This window comes from Kribbella pratensis (genome assembly GCF_004365355.1).
Lineage (GTDB): Bacteria > Actinomycetota > Actinomycetes > Propionibacteriales > Kribbellaceae > Kribbella.
The window spans coordinates 267005-290483 of sequence record NZ_SODP01000001.1 but is presented as its reverse complement, the minus strand read 5'-3'; the positions used below and the strand labels follow the sequence as shown (position 1 = coordinate 290483).

Sequence of the window (23479 nt, the reverse complement as noted above, 5' to 3'; positions counted from 1 at the left end):
CGCGCCTTGGCGATTTGCCCTTGGAAGCAAGGGCATATATCGCATGACCCGATCGGGCAGGCTTGTTACTGTGCGCGGATGGCTTCTCAGCGTGCCCTCCTGCCGCGGTCGACTCCGGCCGCCGCGGGGATGTCGTCCACTGCGATCCTCGCGCTGCTGGACGAGCTCGAGAGGCAGTCCATCGAATGCCACTCGATCATGATCGTGTACGGCGGTCAGGTCGTCGCGGAAGGCTGGTGGGCGCCGTACTCCGCTGAGCGTCCGCACCTGCTGTACTCGTTGACGAAGTCGTTCACCTCGATCGCCGTCGGACTCGCGATCGCCGACGGGCTGTTGTCGCTGGACGATCGGGTGGTCGACGTACTGCCTGATCACGTTCCTTCCCAGGTCTCGGAGCAGGGCCGGCGCATCACCGTTCACCATTTGCTGTCGATGACAGCTGGGCACGGCAAGGACAGCCTCGAGGAAGCGTGGGAGCTGGAGCCCAGCGACCTGGTGAAGGGGTTCCTGCGCGTCTCGTTCCCCGCGCCCGAAGGCAGCCGGCACGACTACGACAACGCGACCACCTTCATCCTCGCGCGGATGGTTGAACGGGTCACGGGCCGCGAACTCCCCGAGTTCGTCGACGAGCGCCTGTTCAAGCCCATGGGCATCGAGGGCGCCGAATGGGACCGCGTGGCGAGTGGCGCCGCGTTCGGATTCCACGGTCTGCATCTCACAACCGAGGCCATCGCTGCCTTCGGCGAACTGCTCCTCCGCGGTGGCCGTTGGGGCGACCAACAACTCGTCCCGAGCGAATGGATCGAGCTCGCAACTCGGCGCCACATCGACACCCTCCCGCTCCCCAACTGGTTGCCGAACCCCGACTTCGTCTCTGGCTACGGCTACCAGTTCTGGATCTCCCGGCACGGGTACTTCGGCCACGGTTCCTTCGGCCAGTACTGCGTGGTCGTCCCGTCCCACGACCTCGTCATCGCCTTCACCGGCGCCGTCGGCCCGACAAACGCCCTACCCGGCCTCTTCTGGGAGCACCTACTCGACGCCGCCCCCGCAAGTCCCGAAGACGACGACCGCCTCGCCAACCGCCTCCAACAACTCTCCATCCCCACAGTCCCGGGTTCGGCCGCTCCAACCCCATTCGCCAAGGCAACCCCCGACACCCGCTCCGCCAAGGCAACCCTCGGCACCCGCTCGATCAAAGCGACCATCGACGCCTCCGCCGAGAATTCCGCCCTCCCCGACGGAACCCCGGTCACCGTCGAGCCCACCCACAACGGCTGGCTCATCCACCTAGGCCTGTCCCTCACCATCGAGGCCGGCCACAACGCCTGGCGAGAAAGCTCCCCCCTCGGCCGCCCAGTCGTAGCCTCCGCCGCATGGCAGGACGACACCTACGTAGCCGACCTCTACGTCATCACCACCCCCCACCGAGTCCACCTGACCATCACCGAAACCACCGCCACCACAACCTGGAGCACCGTCCCCCTAACGGGCCCTGATCTGAGCCTTCACCTGCAGTCGCCCCTGATGACACGACCCGACGTCGCGTAGGTTCATCTCGAAGCTGTCCAACACCATGCGTACTCGAAGGGGGCGCGGTGAGTCGAGGCTCTGAAAGCAGCGATGGAGTCGCACGGCAAGGTGACGTCCGGCTTGCCTGGAGCGCCGCGGTCGACGGATGGCGGCAGTTGGCACAACTTCCGTCCGCAGTCGGCGTGTTCACCTGGGAACAGATCACTGGCGCCGACTGCTTCTGGTGGTCCGGCCCACCCGGCACGATGGCTCATCAGATCTTCCTGACCACCACTGAAGACCAAATCCTTCAAACCCTCGATCAGGCCCTCGCCTCCCCCAACTGTGGCGTCGGCTCCGGCATCGTCGTCCGCTGTATCGACACCCCAGAGTCCTCTCGCGCTCTCGCCCGCATCAAGCCTGAGAACGTCGGCACCGGGCTGTTCATGACGTGCGACCTGACCAAGGCGCGAGAACCGGTCTCCCCTCGACCATTCCGTACGACGATCATCGCCACACCTGCTCAACACGACGACCTGCTCGCCATGCTCAGCAGCGTCTACCGTGACGTCGGCGGTCTCACTGCCTTCTTCCAAGGCTTCGGAGCCACACAGATCATCGGTGTCTACGATCAGGACCGCCTCATAGCATCAGCCACCATCGTCCGCTCAGGACCGACAGCGAACATTTGGTCCGTAGCCACCGCAGCAACAGACCGCGGCCGCGGCGCAGCCACCGCTGCCGTCTCCGCCGCTCTCGACCACGCCGCCAAATCCGGCTGCGCCACCGCGAGCCTCAGCACCTCAGACGACCTCGCCCAGTGGTACCAGCGACTCGGATTCGAACCAGTCGGCCGCGAATACACAGCAACGATCCGGCACCTGGCTCGATAGCGCGGACATTCTCGAAGGCCTAGCCCACGCATTGGAAGTAACCCTGATCGTCGTCCTGGCGCTCACCGCTCTAACTCCCCCGCTCGTCGCCCTGCTGCCGCGCACGGCAGCACAAGAACTCGGCGACTGACCACCAGCATTGCGCTTGACCAGTAGGTTCAGTCGGGGGTGATGCGGAAGATCGGCCAGCCGATCTCGGTGCGCCATCGGTCGGACTCGCCGGTGTCCCGGGGACCGACCAGGTAGGTTTCGTGGACGGGGCCGTCCACGGTCAGGGTGTGTGTTGTTGCCCAGTTACCCAAGCGACCGTAGGTGACGTCGATGTCGTCGTGTGGTCCGATGTGGACGGTGACCGCGAGTTCGACCGCCGGGAGCTCGAGAACCTCGATCCGCCCGGTCGCCCGGGGTTCGCGCACGCGATGGAACACAGTCAGCTCGCCCGACCCGTGAGTGAACAGTTCGTTGTCGTATCGGCCGGCAGGCGGTCCGTTTCGCTCGCCGGGTGGGAACGCGGCGTCCAACTCCGCCATGGCTGCGGCGTACCACTGGTGGACGTCATCCGCTCCGACAATGCCGCGGATAGCGACGACCGTGCGGGCAGGGACGGAGCGCAGGCGCACAGCCAGTTCGTCGGTGTCGGTGCGCAGTAGGGTGCGCAGCGACACGACGGCGGCGCGGGTGCGGTCGAGAGTGTCCTCCAGTCGACGCAGGTGCGCCGTGACCAAGTCGGTGCGCTGCAGAGGATCGTCCGTGGCCAGGATCTGCTTCACCTCAGCCAGCGGTACGTCGAGCTGACGCAACTGATGGATCACCTGTGCGGATGGGATCTGCCCCGCAGCGTAGTACCGGTAGCCAGTGGTGGGGTCGACGGTCGCGGGCACCAGCAAACCGGACTCGTGGTACCGCCGCAGCGTGCGCACGCTCAGGTGGGTGAGGGTCGCGAACTCTCCGATGGTCAGGCCGGCGCGCATGCTCCCACTGTGCACCCTCCCGTTGGGAGAGAGTCCAGGACTTGACCCTCTCCCGGCGAGAGAGCCCAGCTTGGGCGACATGGAACAGTTCGATTGGACCCAAGTAAGCCAGATCGCGCCGGAGGAACTCCCCGACGTCATCACCACCTACCTGATCGCGCACCAGACGCGTGATATCGACAGCGCGATCGCGCACTACACGATCGACGCAGTGGTGACCGACGAAGGCCGGGATCACCGCGGAGCCGCGGAGATCAGAACTTGGTTGGGCCGTGCGGCCACCGAATACACCTACACGACCACACTCACCGCCGCCTACCGCGCCGACCAGGACCACTTCGATGTCCTGCATCGCCTGCAGGGCAACTTCCCGGGCGGCATCGCGGACCTGCACTTCCGCTTCACGCTACGCGACGGCCTCGTCGCCCGGCTGATCATCGAACCCTGACGGACGGCATTGTCAGGCCAGGGTCAGTGTTGGATCGAGGCGGACCAAGCCCTCGGGCAGGGTGTCGGCCCATTCAGCTATCTCAGCGGTGATCCGGAACATCATGGTCGCGATGAACGGTTGAGCTTGCTCATCCGAGCTGGTGCCGAAGGATTCCACGCGCCAGTCTCGCCAATTGGCGAGCAGGACGTCGTACACCTCGTCGAGTTGCGCGCGGGTGAAGCGGCTAGGCACGACGCAGGGCTGCCGTGGCATCTTCGGAGACAGCTGTCGGGTCACGGCGTCCACGTCGGTGGCGGCGACGACGAGGACTTCCTGATCTTCGGAGGGACGGAAGATCACCGGGTGGACCATCGCCCCGGAAGATTGCAGGTCGCCGAGATCGAAGTTCAGGTCCACCGGGCCGTGCCGCCAGCCAACCGGGCGGCGCCGGGCACGGCGGTTCCCTCCAAAGTGCACGCGGCTCCGGCGCGGGGATCTCCGCCGAGATCGCCTCGACCTCGATGCTCTCGTCCCGCCAGATCCCTACCGCCGAGATGTAGCCCGGGCGGTGGTTCAGTGCCGCGTCGGTAGCGAGTGCCTCGGCGACCGACCCGATCAACCGGATCGACCGATCCGACTTCCAGCCCGGTTGTCTGAAGACCAAGTCATGAACGCGGGCCACATCCAACCAATCACCGTCCGGACCACTCACGAACCGCCCCCCAAGTTCTGCCCCCTGTCCCCCACCTCGAACACCAAATCCCTCGCCGCCATAACTACACGCTGCTCCACCCCAACGCCTTCGGGCTGCCCCGAGCCTTGCCCGATTCCCGGTGGTGCTTGGATAGCCGGTGATGACCAGGCAACCAACTCTGTTCTTGACCGTCGGACTCCCATGCACCGGGAAGACCACGGCCGCGCGGCGCATAGAGGCCGAGCATCGAGCGCTGCGTCTCACGAAGGACGAATGGGTGAAGGCCCTCTATGGGCACGAGAACCCGGACTCGGCCCAGCGTGTAATCGAAGGACGGCTGATCGAGATCGGGCTGCGCTCTCTCGAACTTGGTAACAACGTCATCATCGACTACGGCCTCTGGAGCCGCGACGAGCGCTCCGCTCTCCGGCAGGCCGCAGCCGACCTCGGCGCGAAGGTGGAGATGCTGTACTTCGAACTCCCCGAAGCCGAACAACGCAAACGGCTCGACCAACGCCAAGCCGAAGCACCACACACGACGTGGCCCATGTCCGACGAGGAACTCGCCGAATGGGCCGCCAGCATCGAGATCCCAACCCCAGGCGAACTCGACGGCAGCGAGCCCATCGATCCCCCGCCGCCCGGATTCGCAACCTGGAACGAATGGCGCACCCGCCACTGGCCACCGACGGTCTCCTGACGTTATAGCCAGGGACTTTCCCCTTGTTCATAAGGCACTTTCGCCTACCTCGCACTTGCGCGAATGCGTGAACAGTGGCTAACTCTCCAGCAGACCGAAGTGCCGCAGAGTGCGCTCTGCTACCTCCTGCGGCCCGAGAGTGCTGGTGTCGATGACCAGTTCGTCCAGACCCGCGGCCTCCAGGCGGGCGGCTATCTCATCGCAACGCTCCAGGTGCCACTCCAAAGCCGATCTCTGGCTGGCGCTATAGCGGCCTCGCAATCGCTTCCTGATGATGTCTGCATCGGCGGTGAGACGAACCATGCGAATAGTGCAATCGACAGCGGCCGCGTAGCCGTTCTCGAGCAACTTTCTCTTGCTCGGCAGGCGGCCAGGAGCGGTGGAACCAGTCACGTCCATCAGGCTGAACGGCCTACCTGCCTTCGCGAGCAGATCACCCACATGCTTAAGCCTCAGAGTGGTTGACTCACATGGTGAAGAGCGGACGGTTCATAGCGGCTAGCCAGTTTGCGACCCGGATGGCGCTCAGGAGATTCGGCAGGCTGGCGGGGTGGGCCAACGTCAAGTTTGTAAGGTCGCTGGGCCGGAACCAGAGCAGATCGTCGTGCTCCTCAGGCGCTGCGTTGACAGGTTCCCCGTCCCATCGCGTGACGAGAAACGCGTGTACGTCGAGACCCCGGTCGCTGACCACCATCGGGATGGGCACGGGGTCGTGGACCTGGACACCAAGCTCTTCCAGGCACTCCCGGCTGACGGCCTGCTGAGGCAACTCGCCCGACTCGACATGTCCGCCGACAAGGTCCCAACAGTCGGGATACCACCGACGTGACGGATGGCGATGCGCCAGAAGCACGAGACCGTCGCGCACAAGCGCAGCCACTGAGATCGAAATCGGGGCAACCATGGCAGCACCCTAGACGCGAACGCCGACACTTGCCGCGGAGCGCCTGGTCGGCCTGCTTGAACGCATCGAGCACGGAGACGCGGCGTGCTGATGAGCGGGTCATACGCGAGCAAGCAAACAGCCGAAGTGGTCGCTGGTCCCCCATCGATCTTGCCGACGAAGACCAACGCCGTACAGCTGTGGTCATCGATTGTCTTTGCCTGGGGAGGTTGCCGACGCTCCGGAAAACGTCGTGGGCTTGGTGTAGAAACAGGTGAATGGTGGCGAATCCACGACGCCGCAGGACAAGACGAGGAGCCAGGCGATGACGCGTCCGCGGTGCCTACGCGACACAACTCCGTCGCACTCAACTCGGGAGGCGTTGTGAAGCTCCTTCTCACATCCGGAGGCGTCACGAACGAGAGCATCCGCGATGCGCTGGTCGACCTGCTGGGCAAGCCGATCTCGGAGTCCCGTGCACTCTGTATCCCCACAGCGCAGTGGGGCCACCCGATGCTCGGGCCCGCCTCGGTGCGAAGCGTCGTCGCCGCCGAGCCTCCATTCCACATGCTGACCGGCCTGGGCTGGGCTTCCTTGGGCGTCCTGGAGCTCACCGCGCTGCCGAGCATCGGCGAGGAGCGGTGGGTGCCGTGGGTGCGAGAGGCCGACGTACTGCTGGTGGACGGCGGCGACGCGACGTACTTGTACCACTGGATGCAGCAGTCCGGGCTGGCGGACGTCATCCCGTCGCTACCCGAAACGGTCTGGGTCGGGCTCAGCGCCGGCAGCATGGTGATGACACCGAGGATCGGCAACGACTTCGTCAACTGGCCTTCTGCGCCCGACGACCGCGCGCTCGGGGTCGTCGACTTCTCGATCTATCCACACCTGGACCACGAGCAGATGCCGCAGAACACCATGGCCGACGCGGAACGATGGGCCGCCGACATTGCAGGCCCGGCCTACGCCATCGACGACCAAACTGCCATCAAAGTGACCGACGGCACCGTCGAGATCATCTCCGAAGGCCACTGGAAGGCCTTCCCCGCATAGCCGCCGACTGTCTCCCGGTGCTCCTCGTCTGCGCCCCCGGCCAGTCCCTGATCGCTCCCGCGGGGACCAGACCTCCCCGGCACGCTCGTCCGCGCCGCGGGACAGGTCCGCGCGTAAGCGCCGCGGCAGTCTCCCACCGCCGGCGGTGTCGATCATCGTGCCGCTGGCGGCGTAATCATCCAGGATCCGGCGGCCTCCTGACCTGGTGCTGGCGGACCGCCGACAGCACGCCGGGCCCATGCAGGTGCCTCAGCGGCCGGGGCTCCGCCTCGGCACTGTCGCCATCGCGGACGCTGGCAGATTCGCTGAGACGTGCTGCGGTTCCCTGAGGCTGGTCGACGGACGCCTCGGTGCTACTTGCCGCCGAAGGTCTCCATCAGGACCTGACGCTCAGCGTCAGTGAGGTTCGTGTCGATGAGCTTGCTGTGCATGCCATGGAAGCGTTCGCCGACCCGATCGAGATCACCTTGCTCAGTGACCGCGAAAAGGGCCGAGGTTCCTGGTGTGACCTCAGTGCGGATCTTGTGCAGCTGCTCCTTGGTGATCCCGGCATCTTGTGTCGACTTGCTGATCGCGCCGATCGCGGCTCCGGCCACGCCACCGATGACGGGCACGAAGAAGAGAGCACCGATGAGAACTCCCCACAAGGCACCCCACCCGGTTCCGCGCCAGGTTTCCTCATGGCTCTGCTTGGTGGTCGGATGCGAGTCGCCTTCGGGCCACGAGACGACTGCGTGGTCGAGGACCTTCACCAGCCCGTCTGCCTCACAGCCCTTCAGGATCGTGGCAGCGCCCTCAGCTCCACCCGGACTGTCGAACTTCCACACCGTAAAGGCGGTCATGGTGCCCTCCTTGCATTCAACCAACCCGAGCGCGGGTCGGCGCGGTTGCTGCGCTGTTCTCGTCAGCTCACGACCGAGCGCTGCATGGCCCACGCCCCTGCCGCACCCTCATCGTCGCCTCCACCAAACGTGACAACCTCACCCCACCGGGATGAATCTGACAGCCAACCAAGGAACCCCCTCTCGTCCCCTCAGGAGGCGCGTCTTGAAGATGTTGAGCAAGTTGTCGGACGCTGATAAGGCCGCGAGGTCTCCTCTGGCGATCAGATGCGCGACACTCGTCGGCCAGGCGATCTGCGACAGACGGAGGCGCGGATCGCGACATCTGAGCGCCGTTCATGACAGGCTGGACCGGTGCCCCAGGTTGACGTCGACATCACTCTTGACGAGTCGGGCCACGACTTGGTGAACGCGAAGTTCACTGACGACCGATGGGAACTCAACGTCAGAGCCCGAGCGTCGGAGTTCCTCACCTTGCGGGACATCCGCGCCATGGATTGGAACTCGCGCCGGGTCGCGAAAGTAGGAACTTCAGCGGGTGCTGGTGTCTTCTGGTGCGCAGATGGGGACGGTGCGACGATCATGATCGGCCACGACGAGGAGACGTGGGACCTGGCCATATCCGTACCGCTGAGACTCGTCGATGACCTCGTCCGCCAAGTCGAGAGCCTCTAAGGCTCCATTGGCCGATCTGAGCTCCGACTAGCGCGCTGTAGAGACCTCGTTGCCCGCGCACGGGTGAAGCGTCGACCGGTCAGACGGGATCGGTAAATGACACTGGCTTGCCCGTGGCGTGAGCGTACGCGATCTCCCGGCGCGTGGACTCGCCGATATACCCGCCGGGGTTGATCACCAGAACTCGATCAGCCAGGTCAATCTTTCGCAGGTGGAGTGCGCCCAGCGCGGTCTTCTGCTCGTCGGTGATCTTCTCGTCTGTCTCACGATCCTCGGGTCGGCCGAAGACGGCTGGTGCGACGACGATGACACCCGCGAGCGTCAGGTCACGGTTCGCCGCGAGCATCTCTTCCATGAACCGAGTAGAACCGCAGATGCACACAATCTCAGGTCGGTCGGGCACAGCTCAGTCCTTCGGATCGAACGGCATAGCCATCAGTCCGCGTCCTGACATCACAGATAGCTGCACGAACCAATAGCTTACGCAGCGGGATGGCCATCACACGGCGGCACTGCCACAGGAGAGAGACGTTGCCCGCGACGAGTCGACTGGACCGCCTCGACCGCCTCGACCGCCTCGACCGCCTCCACGATCATGCGCGTCGACCAGCACGGCACGACCATCCAGCACCCCCGCAGGGGCCCGATCGAACCCTTTAGCCACACGGCCTACGTGCCCGCCAGCCTCAGTATCAACCGATCAAACATCGGTGAGTCGGGGACCGGCTGCTTCTCCCCGAGCTGCGCCCAGCCCCACGACCGGTACGCCGCCTGGGCGGGAATGTTGTCCTTGCGCACCAGCAGCTCTGCGACCGGTTCGGGACGTCGTCGGAGCAGTGCGTCATGAACCCGACGGCCGATGCCCTTCCGCTGGTTGTCCGGGTGAGTGGCGAACTCGCGGAACATGTACATGGGCACTGGTTCGGCGGAAAGACCCCAGGCTGGGTACGTCGAGCGCAGGTCGTCCCAGATCGCGCCGTGCTGGTCGCGCGGACTCCCGAAGGCGTAGCCGACGACAACGCCGGCGATGCGACCTGCAACGAGCTCAAAGTCGCGGCCCGGAAGGTATAGCTCGACCAGGCGCTCCCAGAACTGATCAGGGTGGAACCAAGGATCGTCCTGGTCGTCATGGGAAGCGGCGTACGCCGGCAAGATGTCCGCTTCCCAGTCGACCCAGAGCCCGACTAGGTCGTCGCGCAGCTTCAAAGTCGCTGCACTGTCGTACCGCGCAACGACGAGTTCATCGACGTAGGTCATGCTGTTGGGACTACCTCTCTGAGGCGGCTCAGCCGGCGCCTGTGAGTTCCAGGCACTCCCGAAACTCGATGACTGCTGGCTTCGAGATCTGGGGTGCGGGTACGGCGCCGAGCACTTCCTTGCCTAGGGCAATAATCGGCCGGATCTGGTCCTTGCTCGGAAGACTCTGCAGTGCGGCCGATGCATGTTCCACACCGGCCGCCACATCACCGGCGTTGACCATCCACAGCGTTCGCAACTCAATCTTCCTTGTTGCTGCGGGTTGGGTCCATTTCAAGACCGTTGTTACGCGTGGCTCGCTCCCAAACCCTCCCACGGCGGTGGCAGGTCCGGTGGCCTGCCGGCCTGTAAGGTCATGCTATGGACCTGCTCTTCGGCTGGCGCGGACGGGTTCGCCGGTGGCCGAGAATCGATGGCCGTCGACTGCCTTGGGGTGAGCTGGATGACGTCGGTGACATCAAGGTCATATCGACCGAGGTCCTCAAAGGGCTCATGGAGAAGGCTGCGCGCACGCCGGGTGTCAGCGCTACCGGTCGTCCGGAATGGCTGGAGGAGCATCGCGACGCCCTCGGCGACCATTACGTTGTCGTGTTTGGACCGGACAGTCACGACTTCTATCGGTGCATCGTGTTTTCTGTGCTGGAGGATCGTCCGGCGGGTGCCTACACACTCGACATGAGCAGGGCCGACTTTCACGCCCTCCCTGATATCTCGCCCGCCGAACTGGTTGAGTTCGCTCATCGTCACCTGAGCGCTGTCCCTATGGTGCCGTTGGACCCGAGCCAAGAGCAGTCTTGGCAGCGGGTGTCGGACGAGCGATGAGCATCTCGAGCGCCAACTGCGGGCTGACAGTTACGTGTCAAGCGCGCGGGCAGTCCCCCGCATCGCCCCGATAGCTGCCGACCCTAGGTTCGGAGCGGTGCGGGTCAAGGGTCGAACTTGCTCGATCGTTTGCGATGCCGGAGGCACCCTTGACGCGTGCCGGGCCGGACCGCACTTCCCATGATTGCTAGGGGGCGATGCGGGAACCCACGGCCAGGCGGGAGTGGGCATCAACCGCGGGCAGCGGGTGGTTGACCGTTTTCGGCGAGTACTACATCGACAGGGTGCCGATCGTTGATGGCGTGTTCTGGCTGTCTTCGACCCGGCACCCTGTTGGCACGTGCGCGCCAAACCAAGGGACGCGCCCAGAACGCAGCGAAGCGGGCAGGCGGGCCGCCCTGCGGTGACGGCGAGCGTTCGGGCGCTGGAGGGACCCGTCTTGAACTTCCGCCAACGGTTCTGGCGACCTGCTTGGGATGGCATCGACACGAACAATCCGTCTTCAACCCGACATCTGCCAGCGATTTTGTCTGGCTTCCGGTTTCATGAAGGCCGGCACACCCACGCGACCTTGCTTACCGAGGATGGAATCTCGTAGGTCGCCCGTCGCGCTCGGCTCGGTCACAAGATGAAGGGCATGGGCCGTGTCTATGACCACGTAACACCCGAGATGGAGCGGCAGATCCTCGAGTCGCTGGAAGAACCTTTCGTGACCTCCGTGCTCGCGCTGGCTCAGGATGTGCAGGAGAAGCTCCTCGCCTGGGTGCCGGTGATCAAGGACACGATCGGGAAGGCTCAGTGCGAGGCTGAGATCCTGGCCGCGAAGCTGGTGGGAGGAAAGCGGTTCTGCCAAATCTCTCCCACTGAGCCCACAAACGAAAACAGTTCAGGGGCGAAAAGCCTCCTGACCTGCGGTTACTGCTGGGTGGAGCTTAGGGGATTCGATCCCCTGTCCTCTTCCATGCCATGGATTTCTGATTTGCCAGCAGCATCCCTGGCACCTTCAGCCTGCGTCCATGGAAGTCCATCTCGATCCGCCGCAAGCTATCGCGGTTGCCTCCCAGCTAGCCTCCCGTGCGGCGGTCATCGGGAGTCCGATGTCGCACCCAGGTACCTGGCCAGCAAACGCTCCTCGGATAGCCCGGTATCGCCCAGGAAGACGGCGTAGGCACTCGCGTCGGGACGCGAGCTGACGACATTCGCCAGGTGGGCATTGGTGAAGTGCAATGCAACGCCGTCCTCGGCTGCGTAACCGGCCGGGAAGCCAGACCGGACCAGGCTGAGGAAGGTGTCACGCCGCAGCGCCTCGCCGTCGTAATGGGGGCAGGCGCTGCCGGGAAGGAACCCGAGGCCGTCGGCCAGTGGACCGCAGCCGTTCGTGTCAAACGAATCCGTCACCGAGGCCTCGAACCAGCAATTCATCCCAGCGCTGATCCCGGCCAGGATCACGCCTGCTCGGTACGCCTTCTCCAGGGCTGCGTCGAGTCCGTGCAGCCGCCAGATGGCGAGCAGGTTCGCGGTGTTGCCACCGCCTACGTAGACGACGTCCTGGTCCAAGATAAAGGCTTCCAGGTCGGCCACCGAGCGTTTGAAGAGGGACAGCACTGTCGCTTCCGCACGATCCGGGCCGAATGCCGTCAGGAAGCGATCGCTGTACCCCTCGGAGTCGCCGCTGGCGGTCGGAACGAAACAGACCCGGGGCTTGCGGTCCGTCGGCACCAGCGAGAGCAGGTAGTCGTCCAGCAGCGGATTGTCCGGCTCCATAGAGAAGCCGCCACCGCCCAGCGCCACAATCTGCGAATCAACCATCGGCCTTCCAATCCAATTTCTACGTGGCCACGGCCACAAGCTCATGCACGCGAGCCTCCCGCCTGAGGTCGGTCCACGTCGCGACCCTCTTCAGCTGGCACGTCCGCGGCACAGCCATCGTCCGCGAAAGCAAGATCAAACCAGGCCGCTCTCTGAGCAAACGCCTCGGCCCCGCCCGAGCTTGGACTGGGCGTGAGAAGGTCCTACGGCGCGCGAGCGGCGGCCGGTGCTCCGGACAGGGGCGAAGAAGATAGACGAGATCTTCGCGGTCTCCCTCTCACGGAGACTCAGCCTCCCGGGTCATGCAAGAGGCCGGTTTCCTGAGTGGGAAACCGGCCTCTGACTTGCGGTGGAGCTTAGGGGATTCAAACCCCTGATCTCTTCCATGCCATGGGCGGGGGTCGTCTTGGCCACCTACGCCGCACGAGGCTCACTCCCCTATATACAAGGGCTTTTGACGGTTCTGATTGTTGCGCGTTGGACCAAATTCAGGACCGTTGTTGCGGGTGTTTCGCTCCCAAAGTTCTCCCACGGCGGTCGGCGGTTCGGTGGCCCGTCGACGGGCCTACCGTCGTTGTTCCGCTCCCACACTCCGTCGACCTCCACTCGGGGTCTGGTGACAGCTGCAGAAATCCATTGGTGCGTGTGTAAGCGCGGCGTCACCCTGGATGACATGCATCTCACCTTCCAGCACGATCCGCGCGGCGAGAGCCTTACGTTGATCCGGCGGGCGGACGGCGCAGTCTTCAAGCTCACGTCGTACACACGCAAATGGCGCGTACCGCACGACCTCTCGCACGCGGTGACCGAACGAGAGCTCGGCGTCGCCGACGGAATCTTCGGCGTGATCGCGGCAGGCGCGGTCTTCTCCACCATGACCCAGATCGAGGGCAAGGCGCGCTACGACGCCAAGGTCCGTAGCGACCGCATCTTGAAGGCCGCCAAGGGTGTCGGCATCAGTGAGGCGATCGCGGCAGTAATCCATGAAGCCGTCGAGAAGCGGCGACCGACTCCGTACGCCGAGGTGCGCGAGAGTTGGGGCGTCATCTCTCAGGATCCTTGTCCGTATCCGAACGAGCACATCGACCGTGCTACTACGGTGCTGCGCGAACTGGGCGAACAGTGGGCCGCGAGCTCCGAGCCCCTGGAGTTCCCCTGGCCGGCCAGGCTACGGGCCACCGACCCCAAGAGCGCGCGAGTTCGGGCGCGCTAGCGAGTTGACGATTACGTGTCACGCGCACGGACAGACCTCCCGCATCGCCCCGATAGCTGCCGACCTTAGGGTCGGTGCGGTGCGGGTCAAGGGTCGGAGATCCCGAAGGGACGCCGTAGGCGCCCTTGACGCGTGCCGTGCCGTGCCGGGCCGTCCCTCCCATGATTGCCAGCGGGGCGATGCGGGAACCCACGGACAGGCGGGCGGCATGGGCAACCGGCGCCGACTGGTAGCCGGCCTTTCCGGCGAGGGGTGGAACCGGCAGGGTGTCGGGCGTTGATGGCGAGTTCTGCTGTCTTCGACCCGGCACCCTTTGGCAGCCCTTCTGGCGGCCCGCATGGGACGGCGTCGATCCGACTAACCCGTCTTCCGAGCGCCACATGCCTGCGATCCTGTCTGGCTTCCGGTTCCACGAGGGGCGACACACGCACGCCACGTGGCTGACCGAGGACGGCATCGAGGAGGTCGCTCGCCGCGCTCGGCTCGGCCACAAGATGAAGGGCATGGGTCGGGTCTATGACCACGTGACACCTGAGATGGAGCGTCAGATCTCGGAGGCTCTGGAGGACCGATGGGTCACGTCCGTACTCGCCCTGGACAACGACGAGCGGGAAAGGCTGCTCACCTGGGTGCCCGTGGTCAAGGACACCATCGAGAAGGCCCAGCAGGAGGCTACGACCCTCGCGGCCAAGTTGGTGGGAGGCGAGCGCTTCTCCCAAATCTCTCCCACTGGGGCCTCTAACGAAAACAAGCCAGGGGGCGAAAGTGCCCCTCCTGGCCTGCTGTTTCGTGCGGTGGAGCTTAGGGGATTCGAACCCCTGACCTCTTCCATGCCATGGACTTTAGCCCCACCACATCGGCCGAGACTGCGGTGGAAGACGCGTCTATCAACGTCTGTCACGATCTATAGACGGATGTCCCTGTTGCCTCCCAATTTGCCTCCCCTGGATCGTCACCGTCCAAGGCCATGACTGGACCACGTCCAGCGAGCTGCCTGATTCAGGGTGGCGCGACGACAGTGACTGTGACCGTCGCTCCAGGCGTCAGCATTGTGCCGGCGGGGGGCGAGACGGCTAGGACGGTACCTGGTATGGAGCCAGGGGACTTCCTGGTGTGGATATTGGGTTTCAGGCCCAGTGCGGTGAGCCTGTCCTCGTATTCCTCGCCGAAACGGGCGGCTGGATTGGATTCGCTGAACATGGGCTCTGGGACACCGATCTTGTCTGGAACGATCATGATCCGGGCGAGGACGCTGTGAACCTCGCCGGCGTTCGTGGAGGACTCCGCCTGGAACGCTACGTCGAGAGACGGAATGAACACCGCGCCTGAACAGACCGTGACGGGATTGTCGCCCGTGCAGGTTGTCCGCTGACGTTGGGCTCGCACGCCGTCGAGTTGGAAGGTCTCGTCGGCACGGAAGTCGATTGGCATGCCGCTACGCACCATGACGCTCTCGACACCTTTGGGGTAAGGCGCCTCACAGAGGTTTTGGGGGCCCGCGTCGATGATGACCGTGTCCTTCAGCGGCGTTCCGCAGTGGAGCTGGTTTGTGGCCCATTGCGTGGGTACGGCGATGGCGGCGTGACCGATGCCCACCAGTCGCGTCGCGGCAGGCACCGGAGGTGTGGAGGCGGCCGGCGGCGCGGGGTTCGTGACGCTCGGGCCGCCCGCGAGCAGCAGCGTCCCGTCCACCGCACCAACTGCAGCTGCCACGCCGACAGCCGATAGTGCCGCTGCACGACGGCGGCGGCGCGCAGCCCCTGCGCGCCAGCGCGCGGCAACGTACTCGCTCAAGTCCGCGTCCCCGGCCATCCCTCACCTGCCCCCTCAGGAGCCCTCACCCGTATAGACAGGCTGGCAGTACCAAAGCGGTTTCCGCCATGTCTTACACGCTGCCAAGTGTCGATCCTCTGCCGCCAGGGCTTCAGCCGTGCAGAACACAAGCTGTAATGCCTTCCCCACCGGCGCCCCGCGTGCGACCTCCTGCTACTCCTGGTCCTCGCGCAGCGCGACGACGCATCGCTCAGCAGCGTCTAGGCCGATGCCGCAGCTACGCCAGGCGTCATGATGTCCTGTGCCTCGACGAGCTGTCCGCGTCCATGCAAGAGGCCGGTCACCGAGTGGGAAACCGGCCTCTGAAGTCGGTGGAGCTTAGGGGATTCGAACCCCTGACCTCTTCCATGCCATGGAAGCGCGCTACCAACTGCGCCAAAGCCCCGCGGTGTCTTGCGACTCCGGAAGTTTAGCGGATGGGGGGCGGCAAAGAAAAATCGGTTGGCTCGTGGGGCTGGTGAGGTGTGCGACAGCCCTGTTGCCCTCCTTTGAGAGGCTGGTGGCACGCTTGCTCACGGCTGTCTGTACGCCGAGCACGATGTCTGCTACCAGGCTCTGCATCCAAGGTGCGAGCTGACAACTGCCCCGTCTGCAGGCGGGGCGCCTGGGGTGTCACACCAGTCCTTCCCCGATAAGCATTCGGCGACGGTGCAGTCGCCCGCCGAACAAATCGGACGCAGGCGAAGCCGGTCACCAGGACAGCGACCGCGAAGCGGTGACCTCTACGCACGACACCCCCGACCAGCACTCCACGACGCAGCAGCCACCCGCCGAACGAGCCCAGCGCCGGCGAAGCCGGCCAACAGGACAGTCGCCGCGAAGCGGTGTCCTTTACCGCTGGCGCAGCTCACTAGCTCCCTGGCGGGCAGTCGGCTGCGGGACGTCTGCGCCGCCGGAGGCGGCCAACAAGACAGCCGCCGCGAAGCGTTGTCCTTTGGGGGCGTTTCCCGGCGTACACCAGCTACTTCTGGGGGTCGTCGCTCATTACTGGTTCGGGGAGGGAGCCGGCGTTCCATTCTTCGATTCGGTAGCCTTGGCGGCCGTTGAGGAGGGAGACCCAGTTGCAGTTGGCGAGGCCTCCGAAGGCGGGCCAGTTGGGCTGGGGGATGCCGAGGAACAGGCAGATGCCGACGCGGCCGGCGAGGCCGTGGGTGGCTATGACGATGGTGTCTTCGGAGGTGCCTTCCGCGGAGATGCGTTTGAGGGCGCCGCTGAAGCGGGCCGCGACTTCTTCGACGGTTTCGCCGTTGGTGCCGCGGCGTTGGGGTTCGCCGCTGCGGATGCGGGCGGCGGCTTCGGGGTTGATGGCGGCGAGTTCGGCCGAGGTGAGGCCGGCCCAGTCGTCGACGTCGATCTCGCGGAGCGCTTCGTCGTACTCGATCTTGAGGCCGGTCAGCGCGGCTAGCTCACCCGCAGTGGCGACTGCGCGTTGGAGGTCGCTGGCGAAGAGTCTCGTCGGCGCCAGGGCGGCCAGGCGGGCGGCGGCGGAGCGGGCCTGGGACAGGCCGACCGAGTCCAGTGGGATGTCGGCCTGGCCCTGGATCTTGTCCTGCAGGTTCCACTCCGTCCGGCCGTGGCGCCAGACGATCAGTCTCCCCGCGGTCATTCGGCGCCGGGGCGTGCCGAGCCGGGGACGGGCGACGGCAAGGCGATGACCGGGCAGTCGCGCCACAGGCGCTCGAGGGAGTAGAACGCGCGCTCCTCGTCGTGCTGGACGTGGATGACGATCTCGAGGTAGTCGAGCAGCACCCAGCGCCCCTCGCGGGCGCCCTCGCGGCGTACCGGCTTGGCGTCGAAGTCGACCCGCAGCTTCTCCTCGATCGCGTCCACGATCGCGCGGACCTGGCGGTCGTTGGAGGCGGAGGCGACCAGGAACGCGTCGGTGATGGCGAGCTGCTCGGACACGTCGAAGGCGAGGACGTTCTCGGCCTTCTTGTCGTGGGCTGCTTCGGCAGCCGCGGTCAGCAGCTCGATGGCGCGTTCACTGGCAGACATACAGGTCCTAACGGTTGGTGTAGAGCTCACGCTTGGCGATGTACTGGACGATCCCGTCCGGCACCAGGTACCAGGTCGGGTTGCCCTTGGCGACCCGGGCGCGGCACTCGGTCGACGAGATCGCCAGCGCCGGCACCTCGAGCAGGGTGATCCGGTCCATCGGCAGCTGGTCGAGCGGCAGCTCGAGGCTTTCGGTCCCCGGCCGGGTGCAGCCGACGAACTGGGCGAGCTTGAACATCTCGTCCACGTCCCGCCAGGTGAGGATCTGGGCGAGCGCGTCGGCGCCGGTGATGAAGAACAGCTCGGCGTCCGGGTACAGCCTGGACAGGTCGCGCAGGGTGTCGATGGTGTACGTCGGACCCGGCCGGTCGATGTCGACCCGGCTGACCGAGAACCGCGGGTTCGACGCCGTCGCGATCACGGTCATCAGGTACCGGTCCTCGGCCGGGGAGACCTTCTTGTCCGACTTCTGCCACGGCTGGCCGGTCGGAACGAAGATCACCTCGTCGAGATCGAAGTACGCCTGCACTTCGCTGGCCGCGACAAGGTGGCCATGATGGATCGGGTCGAAAGTGCCACCCATCACACCGATGCGTCGTACCCGCTCCACAGAAGCCACGTCAGCCCTTCAGACAATCTGCACAGCACGACAGCCGCCTAGCTGTGCGGCCGGCCCTTACCCATGATGACGGTGACGAGCAGCAGCAGGAGGAGCACGAACAGCGCGAACCCGCCGTACCACCACTTCGAGATGTGTGACGCCTCGACGGCGGCCGATTCGATGGCCGCCACCTGCGGCACGAGGATCGAGAACATGATGCGAAGCCTATCTCCTGACCGCCCCGACAACAGCGACCGGTGGCCCAGGAGGGCACCGGTCGCGTGAAATAGGTCAGCTGTGGCGGACGTGACGGGTCAGCAGCCGGCGCCAGGCAGACGGTACGGCGTGGGCGCGGCGGGCCTGCGCTGCGACGCGGTGCCGCTCGTCGATCTGGGCACGGGCAACTTCGGGGGTGATCATGTTTCCTTCACTGGGTTGGTGCGGCGGAGCTGGGGCGGGCTGGCCCCAGTACCTCAAATTGTACGGTTTGAACTACGTTGTCACAAACGAATTAAAGGTCTGAAACATTCCAGGCCTTAGAATCTGTGGTGAACAGGAGGCGTCATGGACGCGATCGACCGGCAGCTGATCGAGGCGCTCCGGCTGAACGGCCGCTCCAGCTGGGCCGAGCTCGGCCGCGAGGTCGGCCTGTCCGGTCCGAGCGTCCAGGAGCGGGTACGGCGGCTCGAGGAGCGCGGCGTGCTCCTCGGGTACCGCGCGGTGGTCGCACCGGATCAGGTCGGACTCGGCACGAGCGCGCTGATCGGGCTGTTCCAGCGCGACGACGTCGAGACCGATGACATCGTCGAGCAGGTCCGGGACATCGTCGCCGTCGAGGACTGCTGGTTCGTGGCCGGCGACCAGGAGCTCGTGGTCAAGGTCCGGGTCGCGGACGTCACCCAGCTCGAGGCGGTCGTCGGCTCGCTGCGACGCGTCAACGGCGTGGTCAGGACACGGACGACGGTCGTCCTCTCGACCCGCTGGGAGGGCCGGCCGGCTCCGCTTCCCGATCAGCCGACCTGACCTGCGACTGGACGATCGCGGCTACAACGGCGAGCGCGGCCGCGACCGGGAAGAGTGCCCCCGGGACGTGCTGGTACGCCGACCCGCCGAGCGCCGGCGCCAGGAACATGCCGCTGATCGACGCAGCGGCGTACAGGCTGGAGTACCGCCCGACCATCCCCTCCGGCGCCGCGTCGGCGACATGCGCGGTGGCGGTCGGTTTGTAGAGCATCTCCCCCGCCGTGATGACGACGATCGCCAGCGTCGCGCCGACGAGCGCCGGCCACACGCCGAGGATCGCGAGACCTGCGCCGACGAGCGCGAAGCCGATGGCGATGACCCGGTTCGCGCGGTGGCCGCGGAGCCGTACGGCGAGCGGCGCCTCGAGAAGCACGATCACGACGGAGCTGACACCGATGAGTACGCCGTACGCGACGGCCGGCGTACCGGCATCGCGGAGCAGGAGCGGCATCGTCGCGAAGATCTGCCGGTAGACGGTGTCGACGACCACGATCGTGGCGAGCAGCACGAGAACCGAGCGGTCGCGGGCCAGCGCCTTCCACAAACCGTGCACGCGGACGGACGCCGTACGGCGGGCAGCGGGCACGAAGCGCCAGATGACGGCTGCCATGACGAGGCTGGTCACAGCGTCGACGAGGAAGACCAGCGAGAAGTTGTACGCCGCTAGCAGCCCGCCCAGCGGCGGGCCGATGGTGAAGCCGGCGTTGCTCGCCGTCCGGGACAAGGCGATGCCCTCGCGGCGACGCTCGGCCGGCAGCGCGGTTGCGACCAGCGCGCTGAGGTTGGGGCGGCTCGCACCACCGCACAGCCCGGCAAGCGCGGCAAGCGCGGCAACGACGCCGATCCAGGACGTGCCGACCAGGGGCATCGCGCAACAGGTGACGACCCAGGCGAGTTGGCTGGCGACTGCCGCCGTACGCAGACCGAAGCGGTCGCCGAACCACCCGCCGCCGAGGTTGCCGCCGAGCAGTCCGATGCCGTACGCCGCTGCCGCGAACCCGGCCTGTTGCGCCGACATGCCGCGGTCCTCGACCAGGTAGAGGGTCAGGTAGATCCAGGCGAGTGCACCGGCGGAGCTGACGAGCTGGCCGACCATGACGGCCTTGAGCCAGGTGGGCAGGTCCGCGATCCGGCGCCAGTACATGCTTGCCCTCCTGTAGTAAGTTCCTAACGGGAACTTACTCGGACGGCTAGCGTGGTGGCAACCGGAATCGAAGGAGTACGTCGTGCGGCGGAGCACCTTCTCGCCTGAGCCGGACTGTGCGATCGCGCAGTCCCTCGGCGTCATCGGCGACGGCTGGGAGCTGCTGGTCGTCCGCGATCTCGCGCGTGGGTTGGAGCGGTTCGACCAGCTCGCCGAGTCGCTGCACATCTCGCGGAAGGTGCTTACCGAGCGGCTGAACGGTCTGCTCGAGAGCGGGATCGTCTCGCGGTCGGCGTACCAGGAGCGGCCGACCCGGTATGCGTACCAGCTGACCGAGCGCGGGCGGGCGTTGCTGCCGGTGCTCGTCGCGCTGCAGGACTGGGGCGATCGGTGGCTGCTCGGCGATGGGTCTCTGAGTGGGACCAATTCGAAGGACGAGCCGCCGGCGCATCGCTTGCACGAGCTGGTGGGTCAGCGGGTGCCGTACGTCGCCCTGCCGTCGATCGCCGGTACGGCGGTAGATGTGGTGGACACGGATGCGCGGGCGACCGTGCTGTTCGGGTACCCGGCGACCGGGCGGCCGACCCCCTTGCCGGACGGGTGGGACGAGATCGCCGGGGCTAGCGGGTGCACGCTGGAGAACCGGCTCTTTGCTGGTCGGTACGACGAGTTTGCTGCTCGCGGGATCGCCGTGCGCGGGGTGAGCACGCAGCGGACCGACGAGCAGCAGGCGTTCGCGCGGGCGGAGGAGATTCCCCACCTGCTGCTGTCGGACCTCGATCTGGAACTGGTGGCGGCGTTGCGGTTGCCGACCTTCCGTGCGGGTGGGTACGAGCGGTTGAAGCGGGTCATCCTGGTGATCGGCGCCGATCGGGTCGTGCAGGCCGTGCGGTATCCGGTGGTTGATATCGCGGATGCCGTCGAGTGGGCCTTCACGACTGCTTGAAGAACGCCTTCACCTCTTCGGCGATCCGCCGTACGGCCTCTGGCTTGCCGGTGGGGTTGACGCCGCCGGGGTCCGAGGACGAGCCGTGGTCGTAGCCGTCGAACTCGATGCGGCGGCAGTGCGGGAGGACCTTCTCGAGAGTGGCGCGGCCGGGCTTGAGACCGGCAAGGCCCTTGGTGCCGCCCATGAGCAGTACGTCGGCGGCGACGGTGCGGAAGTTGTCGAAGGTGCCGCCGAGCTCGGCGACGATCGTGCCTTCGGCGTGGATCGTGGGGGCGAGCCGGCGCATGGTGATCGCGTCGGCGGGAGCCTGACGCTCCTCCTTGACGAGCATCTTCTCGGTCATCCTGCGGAGCAGGCCGCGGGGTATGACCTTGAGGAACGCCGGGGCCATCTCGAAGCCGAACATGCTGGTGACCATCCCGCCGGCGAGATCGCCGCGGGCGATCTCCTGGTCGAAGCGGATCAGCCACTCGCGATGCGGGGCGCCGTCGGCGACGATCGCGGGCTCGTAGAGCGCGATCTGCTGCAGCGGCAATGTGCGGGCCGCTTCGAGGACGACCGCTCCCCCGGCGCTGACGCCGAACGCGCGGTCTGCGCCGGCCGCGGTCAGGACTGCTTCGAGATCCTCGACCTCGGTGCGGACCGTGTAGTCGGCGCGGTGCGGTCCCGAGAGGCCACGACCGCGGCGGTCCGGCAGGTAAACGGTGAAGTCTGACGCCAGCGCTTCCGCCAGGAGCGTGTGGCTGCGGGCTGACTCCATGCTGCCGTGCAGCACGACGGCGGCGGGTCCTTGGCCGGTCTTGTAGTAACCGATCTCGGTGCCGTCGCGGGAGGTCACGGTGCCCTGGGTGAGTTCTGCGGTCTTCATGGATCGATAGTTACATGGGATCTAGTTACATTGCAACTAGTTTCTTTGCCCCCTATGCTGAGGACGTGACTTTTCGACGCTCACCGCTCGCACTCGCGATCCTCGGCCTGCTGGAGAACGGGCCGATGCATCCGTACGGGATCCAGCGGCTGATCAAGCAGTGGGGCAAGGACCAGGTCGTCAACGTCGGTCAGCGGACCAGCCTGTACCGAATGATCGTGCGGCTGGAGGAGGCCGGCCTGCTCACGGCCGGCGCGACCGAGCAGGACGAGCGCTATCCGGAGCGGACGGTCTACCACCTGACCGACGAGGGACGGAAGGTCTGCCGGGAGTGGTTGGCGGACATCCTGACGACACCGCGGAACGAGTTCCCGGAGTTCCCGGCGGGGTTGTCGTTCGTGATGCTGTTGACGCCGGAGACGGCGGGCGAGCTGCTCAGCCAGCGGCGGGAGTCGCTGACCAAGCGCATCGCCGAGCTGCAGCTGGAGCTGCGGTCGGAGGTGGACGGTCAGCCGATCCCCCGGTTCGCGCTGCTGGAGACGGAGTACCAGGTCGCTGTAGCGATCGCTGAGGCCAAGTGGATCGACGGCGTCCTGCACGACCTTCGGAGCGGCAAACTGACGTGGACGCCAGGCCCGGTGTGACGGACGACATCGGCCAGAAAGCTCTGCGCTCTGCGGGGGTCGAGGTGTGGTGGGCGCGGGTCGGAGCCGCTCAGGATGCCTTTGTGCGGGATCTGGATCCAGTCGAGCGGGAGCGGTTGGCGGCGTACCTGCGGGACGAGGACAGGGCGCGGTTCCTGCTGGGAGTGACGATCACGCGCCGGGTGCTCGGTGCACGGTTTTCGTTGCTGCCGGCAAGGATTCGGCTGGATCGGACATGTTCGGAGTGCGGGAAGCCGCATGGGAAGGTGCGGGCTGACGGCGTGGAGTTGTCGGTGACGCACTCGGGCGAGTTCGTCGGCGTGGCGTTCTCGGATCAGCCGGTGGGACTTGACGTCGAGAAGGTTGATCCGGGCGTGGATGTTGACGGCGTGGCTCGGATTGCACTGAGCGCGGAGGAAGCGCGGGAGCTGGAGCGGTACGACGGGATCGCGAAGGCGCAGGCGTTCACGACGTACTGGACGCGGAAGGAAGCTGTGCTGAAGGCGACCGGGCAAGGTTTGCGCGGGGAGCTTCGCGCGCCGGCGCCAGCGGGGATTCAGGTGCAGGAGCTGGAGGTGGGCGCGGATCACCGGGCAGCTCTGGCCGTGGTGAGCGCAGAGCCGCCGGTCGTGCGGGTCCAGGACGCGACGCTACTGCTGAGCTGACCT

Annotated in this window: 29 protein-coding genes and 1 tRNA gene; 12 read left to right on the top strand and 18 right to left on the bottom strand. The window is 65.9% G+C overall.

Annotated features, from left to right (window positions below; all coding sequences use genetic code 11):
• Positions 1-78: 78 nt before the first annotated feature.
• Together EV653_RS01380 and EV653_RS01375 are read left to right on the top strand one after the other, a co-directional pair.
• Positions 79-1551, top strand: a complete 1473-nt coding sequence (locus tag EV653_RS01380) for a serine hydrolase domain-containing protein (protein WP_202871447.1) — start codon at positions 79-81, stop codon at positions 1549-1551.
• A 47-nt stretch (positions 1552-1598) separates the two neighbouring features.
• Positions 1599-2405, top strand: coding sequence for a GNAT family N-acetyltransferase (locus tag EV653_RS01375; protein WP_134097144.1), 807 nt, complete (start codon positions 1599-1601; stop codon positions 2403-2405).
• Positions 2406-2563: 158 nt separating this feature from the next.
• On the opposite strand, the gene EV653_RS01370 is transcribed toward EV653_RS01375, so the two are convergent.
• Entirely contained in the window at positions 2564-3376 is an 813-nt protein-coding gene (locus EV653_RS01370; RefSeq protein ID WP_134097142.1) for a MerR family transcriptional regulator, read from the bottom strand.
• 79 nt (positions 3377-3455) lie between these two features.
• Between EV653_RS01370 and EV653_RS01365 the strand changes: the two genes are divergently transcribed.
• Entirely contained in the window at positions 3456-3824 is a 369-nt protein-coding gene (locus EV653_RS01365) for a nuclear transport factor 2 family protein (protein WP_134097140.1), read from the top strand.
• 12 nt (positions 3825-3836) lie between these two features.
• Here the strand turns inward: EV653_RS01365 and EV653_RS01360 are convergent, their stop codons facing one another.
• Positions 3837-4223, bottom strand: a complete 387-nt coding sequence (locus tag EV653_RS01360) for a hypothetical protein (RefSeq protein ID WP_134097138.1) — start codon at positions 4221-4223, stop codon at positions 3837-3839.
• A 461-nt stretch (positions 4224-4684) separates the two neighbouring features.
• Between EV653_RS01360 and EV653_RS01355 the strand changes: the two genes are divergently transcribed.
• Positions 4685-5200 carry an ATP-binding protein gene (locus tag EV653_RS01355; RefSeq protein ID WP_202871446.1) on the top strand — a complete coding sequence of 172 codons (516 nt, stop codon included), beginning with the start codon at positions 4685-4687 and terminating at the stop codon, positions 5198-5200.
• 78 nt (positions 5201-5278) lie between these two features.
• Here EV653_RS01355 and EV653_RS01350 read toward each other — a convergent pair whose 3' ends face one another.
• Positions 5279-5641, bottom strand: coding sequence for a hypothetical protein (locus tag EV653_RS01350; RefSeq protein ID WP_134097136.1), 363 nt, complete (start codon positions 5639-5641; stop codon positions 5279-5281).
• 25 nt (positions 5642-5666) lie between these two features.
• Positions 5667-6104, bottom strand: coding sequence for an NUDIX domain-containing protein (locus EV653_RS01345; protein ID WP_134097134.1), 438 nt, complete (start codon positions 6102-6104; stop codon positions 5667-5669).
• 363 nt (positions 6105-6467) lie between these two features.
• Here EV653_RS01345 and EV653_RS01340 point away from each other — a divergent pair, with 363 nt between their 5' ends.
• Entirely contained in the window at positions 6468-7136 is a 669-nt protein-coding gene (locus tag EV653_RS01340; RefSeq protein ID WP_134097133.1) for a Type 1 glutamine amidotransferase-like domain-containing protein, read from the top strand.
• Between the two features lie 353 nt (positions 7137-7489).
• On the opposite strand, the gene EV653_RS01335 is transcribed toward EV653_RS01340, so the two are convergent.
• A complete protein-coding gene (locus tag EV653_RS01335) occupies positions 7490-7978 on the bottom strand; it encodes a DUF1269 domain-containing protein (protein ID WP_134097131.1) in 489 nt (162 codons plus the stop codon).
• 354 nt (positions 7979-8332) lie between these two features.
• Between EV653_RS01335 and EV653_RS01330 the strand changes: the two genes are divergently transcribed.
• On the top strand, positions 8333-8653 hold the full coding sequence (locus EV653_RS01330; protein WP_134097129.1) for a hypothetical protein: 321 nt from the start codon (positions 8333-8335) through the stop codon (positions 8651-8653).
• Between the two features lie 79 nt (positions 8654-8732).
• On the opposite strand, the gene EV653_RS01325 is transcribed toward EV653_RS01330, so the two are convergent.
• The 3 genes from EV653_RS01325 to EV653_RS01315 all read right to left on the bottom strand — a co-directional run bounded on the left by EV653_RS01325 (position 8733) and on the right by EV653_RS01315 (position 10148).
• Entirely contained in the window at positions 8733-9008 is a 276-nt protein-coding gene (locus tag EV653_RS01325) for a hypothetical protein (RefSeq protein ID WP_238159495.1), read from the bottom strand.
• A gap of 314 nt (positions 9009-9322) precedes the next feature.
• Complete coding sequence (locus EV653_RS01320) at positions 9323-9910, bottom strand: GNAT family N-acetyltransferase (RefSeq protein WP_134097125.1); 588 nt, start codon at positions 9908-9910, stop codon at positions 9323-9325.
• Positions 9911-9938: 28 nt separating this feature from the next.
• Positions 9939-10148 (bottom strand): hypothetical protein, encoded by a 210-nt coding sequence (locus tag EV653_RS01315; protein ID WP_134097123.1) that lies wholly within the window; start codon positions 10146-10148, stop codon positions 9939-9941.
• 122 nt (positions 10149-10270) lie between these two features.
• On the opposite strand from EV653_RS01315, the gene EV653_RS01310 reads away from it, so the two are divergent.
• Positions 10271-10732: a hypothetical protein gene (locus EV653_RS01310; RefSeq protein WP_134097121.1), complete on the top strand. Its 462-nt coding sequence runs from the start codon at positions 10271-10273 to the stop codon at positions 10730-10732.
• 1083 nt (positions 10733-11815) lie between these two features.
• Here the strand turns inward: EV653_RS01310 and EV653_RS01305 are convergent.
• A complete protein-coding gene (locus tag EV653_RS01305) occupies positions 11816-12541 on the bottom strand; it encodes a peptidase E (RefSeq protein WP_134097119.1) in 726 nt (241 codons plus the stop codon).
• Positions 12542-13214: 673 nt separating this feature from the next.
• On the opposite strand from EV653_RS01305, the gene EV653_RS01300 reads away from it, so the two are divergent.
• Positions 13215-13754 carry a hypothetical protein gene (locus EV653_RS01300; protein WP_134097117.1) on the top strand — a complete coding sequence of 180 codons (540 nt, stop codon included), beginning with the start codon at positions 13215-13217 and terminating at the stop codon, positions 13752-13754.
• Positions 13755-14753: 999 nt separating this feature from the next.
• On the opposite strand, the gene EV653_RS01290 is transcribed toward EV653_RS01300, so the two are convergent.
• From EV653_RS01290 to EV653_RS42445, 7 genes are all read right to left on the bottom strand, one after another.
• Positions 14754-15446: a PASTA domain-containing protein gene (locus EV653_RS01290; RefSeq protein ID WP_238159494.1), complete on the bottom strand. Its 693-nt coding sequence runs from the start codon at positions 15444-15446 to the stop codon at positions 14754-14756.
• 453 nt (positions 15447-15899) lie between these two features.
• Positions 15900-15972 (bottom strand) — tRNA-Ala (locus tag EV653_RS01285).
• A 576-nt stretch (positions 15973-16548) separates the two neighbouring features.
• Entirely contained in the window at positions 16549-17193 is a 645-nt protein-coding gene (locus tag EV653_RS01280) for a histidine phosphatase family protein (protein ID WP_134097113.1), read from the bottom strand.
• Positions 17190-17582 carry a ribosome silencing factor gene (rsfS, locus tag EV653_RS01275; RefSeq protein ID WP_134097111.1) on the bottom strand — a complete coding sequence of 131 codons (393 nt, stop codon included), beginning with the start codon at positions 17580-17582 and terminating at the stop codon, positions 17190-17192. Before rsfS ends, EV653_RS01280 begins: the two co-directional genes overlap by 4 nt.
• 7 nt (positions 17583-17589) lie before the next feature.
• Positions 17590-18201: a nicotinate-nucleotide adenylyltransferase gene (nadD, locus tag EV653_RS01270; RefSeq protein WP_130438946.1), complete on the bottom strand. Its 612-nt coding sequence runs from the start codon at positions 18199-18201 to the stop codon at positions 17590-17592.
• 38 nt (positions 18202-18239) lie between these two features.
• On the bottom strand, positions 18240-18398 hold the full coding sequence (locus EV653_RS40915) for a hypothetical protein (RefSeq protein ID WP_166679262.1): 159 nt from the start codon (positions 18396-18398) through the stop codon (positions 18240-18242).
• Positions 18399-18474: 76 nt separating this feature from the next.
• Positions 18475-18603, bottom strand: a complete 129-nt coding sequence (locus EV653_RS42445; RefSeq protein ID WP_255510597.1) for a hypothetical protein — start codon at positions 18601-18603, stop codon at positions 18475-18477.
• Positions 18604-18747: 144 nt separating this feature from the next.
• On the opposite strand from EV653_RS42445, the gene EV653_RS01265 reads away from it, so the two are divergent.
• A complete protein-coding gene (locus EV653_RS01265; RefSeq protein WP_134097109.1) occupies positions 18748-19206 on the top strand; it encodes an Lrp/AsnC family transcriptional regulator in 459 nt (152 codons plus the stop codon).
• On the opposite strand, the gene EV653_RS01260 is transcribed toward EV653_RS01265, so the two are convergent.
• The gene (locus EV653_RS01260) at positions 19130-20350 is read right to left on the bottom strand and encodes an MFS transporter (protein WP_238159493.1); all 1221 of its coding nucleotides are present in this window, start codon (positions 20348-20350) and stop codon (positions 19130-19132) included. The genes EV653_RS01265 and EV653_RS01260 overlap by 77 nt on opposite strands.
• Before the next feature lie 82 nt (positions 20351-20432).
• Between EV653_RS01260 and EV653_RS01255 the strand changes: the two genes are divergently transcribed.
• Positions 20433-21296: a winged helix-turn-helix transcriptional regulator gene (locus EV653_RS01255; protein WP_134097107.1), complete on the top strand. Its 864-nt coding sequence runs from the start codon at positions 20433-20435 to the stop codon at positions 21294-21296.
• On the opposite strand, the gene EV653_RS01250 is transcribed toward EV653_RS01255, so the two are convergent.
• On the bottom strand, positions 21283-22167 hold the full coding sequence (locus EV653_RS01250) for an alpha/beta fold hydrolase (protein WP_134097105.1): 885 nt from the start codon (positions 22165-22167) through the stop codon (positions 21283-21285). The genes EV653_RS01255 and EV653_RS01250 overlap by 14 nt on opposite strands.
• A gap of 65 nt (positions 22168-22232) precedes the next feature.
• Here EV653_RS01250 and EV653_RS01245 point away from each other — a divergent pair, with 65 nt between their 5' ends.
• Positions 22233-22811 (top strand): PadR family transcriptional regulator, encoded by a 579-nt coding sequence (locus EV653_RS01245; protein ID WP_202871445.1) that lies wholly within the window; start codon positions 22233-22235, stop codon positions 22809-22811.
• On the top strand, positions 22808-23476 hold the full coding sequence (locus tag EV653_RS01240) for a 4'-phosphopantetheinyl transferase family protein (protein WP_166679261.1): 669 nt from the start codon (positions 22808-22810) through the stop codon (positions 23474-23476). The genes EV653_RS01245 and EV653_RS01240 overlap by 4 nt, the downstream gene beginning before the upstream one ends.
• Positions 23477-23479: the final 3 nt, after the last annotated feature.

Excerpts from the sequence above, each read along its gene's own strand:
- EV653_RS01380 (WP_202871447.1), top strand. The coding sequence starts at position 79 with ATGGCTTCTCAGCGTGCCCTCCTGCCGCGGTCGACTCCGGCCGCCGCG.
- EV653_RS01370 (WP_134097142.1), bottom strand. The coding sequence starts at position 3,376 with ATGCGCGCCGGCCTGACCATCGGAGAGTTCGCGACCCTCACCCACCTG.
- EV653_RS01365 (WP_134097140.1), top strand. The coding sequence starts at position 3,456 with ATGGAACAGTTCGATTGGACCCAAGTAAGCCAGATCGCGCCGGAGGAA.
- EV653_RS01345 (WP_134097134.1), bottom strand. The coding sequence starts at position 6,104 with ATGGTTGCCCCGATTTCGATCTCAGTGGCTGCGCTTGTGCGCGACGGT.
- EV653_RS01335 (WP_134097131.1), bottom strand. The coding sequence starts at position 7,978 with ATGACCGCCTTTACGGTGTGGAAGTTCGACAGTCCGGGTGGAGCTGAG.
- EV653_RS01325 (WP_238159495.1), bottom strand. The coding sequence starts at position 9,008 with ATGGAAGAGATGCTCGCGGCGAACCGTGACCTGACGCTCGCGGGTGTC.
- EV653_RS01320 (WP_134097125.1), bottom strand. The coding sequence starts at position 9,910 with ATGACCTACGTCGATGAACTCGTCGTTGCGCGGTACGACAGTGCAGCG.
- EV653_RS01310 (WP_134097121.1), top strand. The coding sequence starts at position 10,271 with ATGGACCTGCTCTTCGGCTGGCGCGGACGGGTTCGCCGGTGGCCGAGA.
- EV653_RS01305 (WP_134097119.1), bottom strand. The coding sequence starts at position 12,541 with ATGGTTGATTCGCAGATTGTGGCGCTGGGCGGTGGCGGCTTCTCTATG.
- EV653_RS01300 (WP_134097117.1), top strand. The coding sequence starts at position 13,215 with ATGCATCTCACCTTCCAGCACGATCCGCGCGGCGAGAGCCTTACGTTG.
- EV653_RS01280 (WP_134097113.1), bottom strand. The coding sequence starts at position 17,193 with ATGACCGCGGGGAGACTGATCGTCTGGCGCCACGGCCGGACGGAGTGG.
- rsfS (WP_134097111.1), bottom strand. The coding sequence starts at position 17,582 with ATGTCTGCCAGTGAACGCGCCATCGAGCTGCTGACCGCGGCTGCCGAA.
- EV653_RS40915 (WP_166679262.1), bottom strand. The coding sequence starts at position 18,398 with ATGTTCTCGATCCTCGTGCCGCAGGTGGCGGCCATCGAATCGGCCGCC.
- EV653_RS42445 (WP_255510597.1), bottom strand. The coding sequence starts at position 18,603 with ATGATCACCCCCGAAGTTGCCCGTGCCCAGATCGACGAGCGGCACCGC.
- EV653_RS01265 (WP_134097109.1), top strand. The coding sequence starts at position 18,748 with ATGGACGCGATCGACCGGCAGCTGATCGAGGCGCTCCGGCTGAACGGC.
- EV653_RS01260 (WP_238159493.1), bottom strand. The coding sequence starts at position 20,350 with ATGTACTGGCGCCGGATCGCGGACCTGCCCACCTGGCTCAAGGCCGTC.
- EV653_RS01250 (WP_134097105.1), bottom strand. The coding sequence starts at position 22,167 with ATGAAGACCGCAGAACTCACCCAGGGCACCGTGACCTCCCGCGACGGC.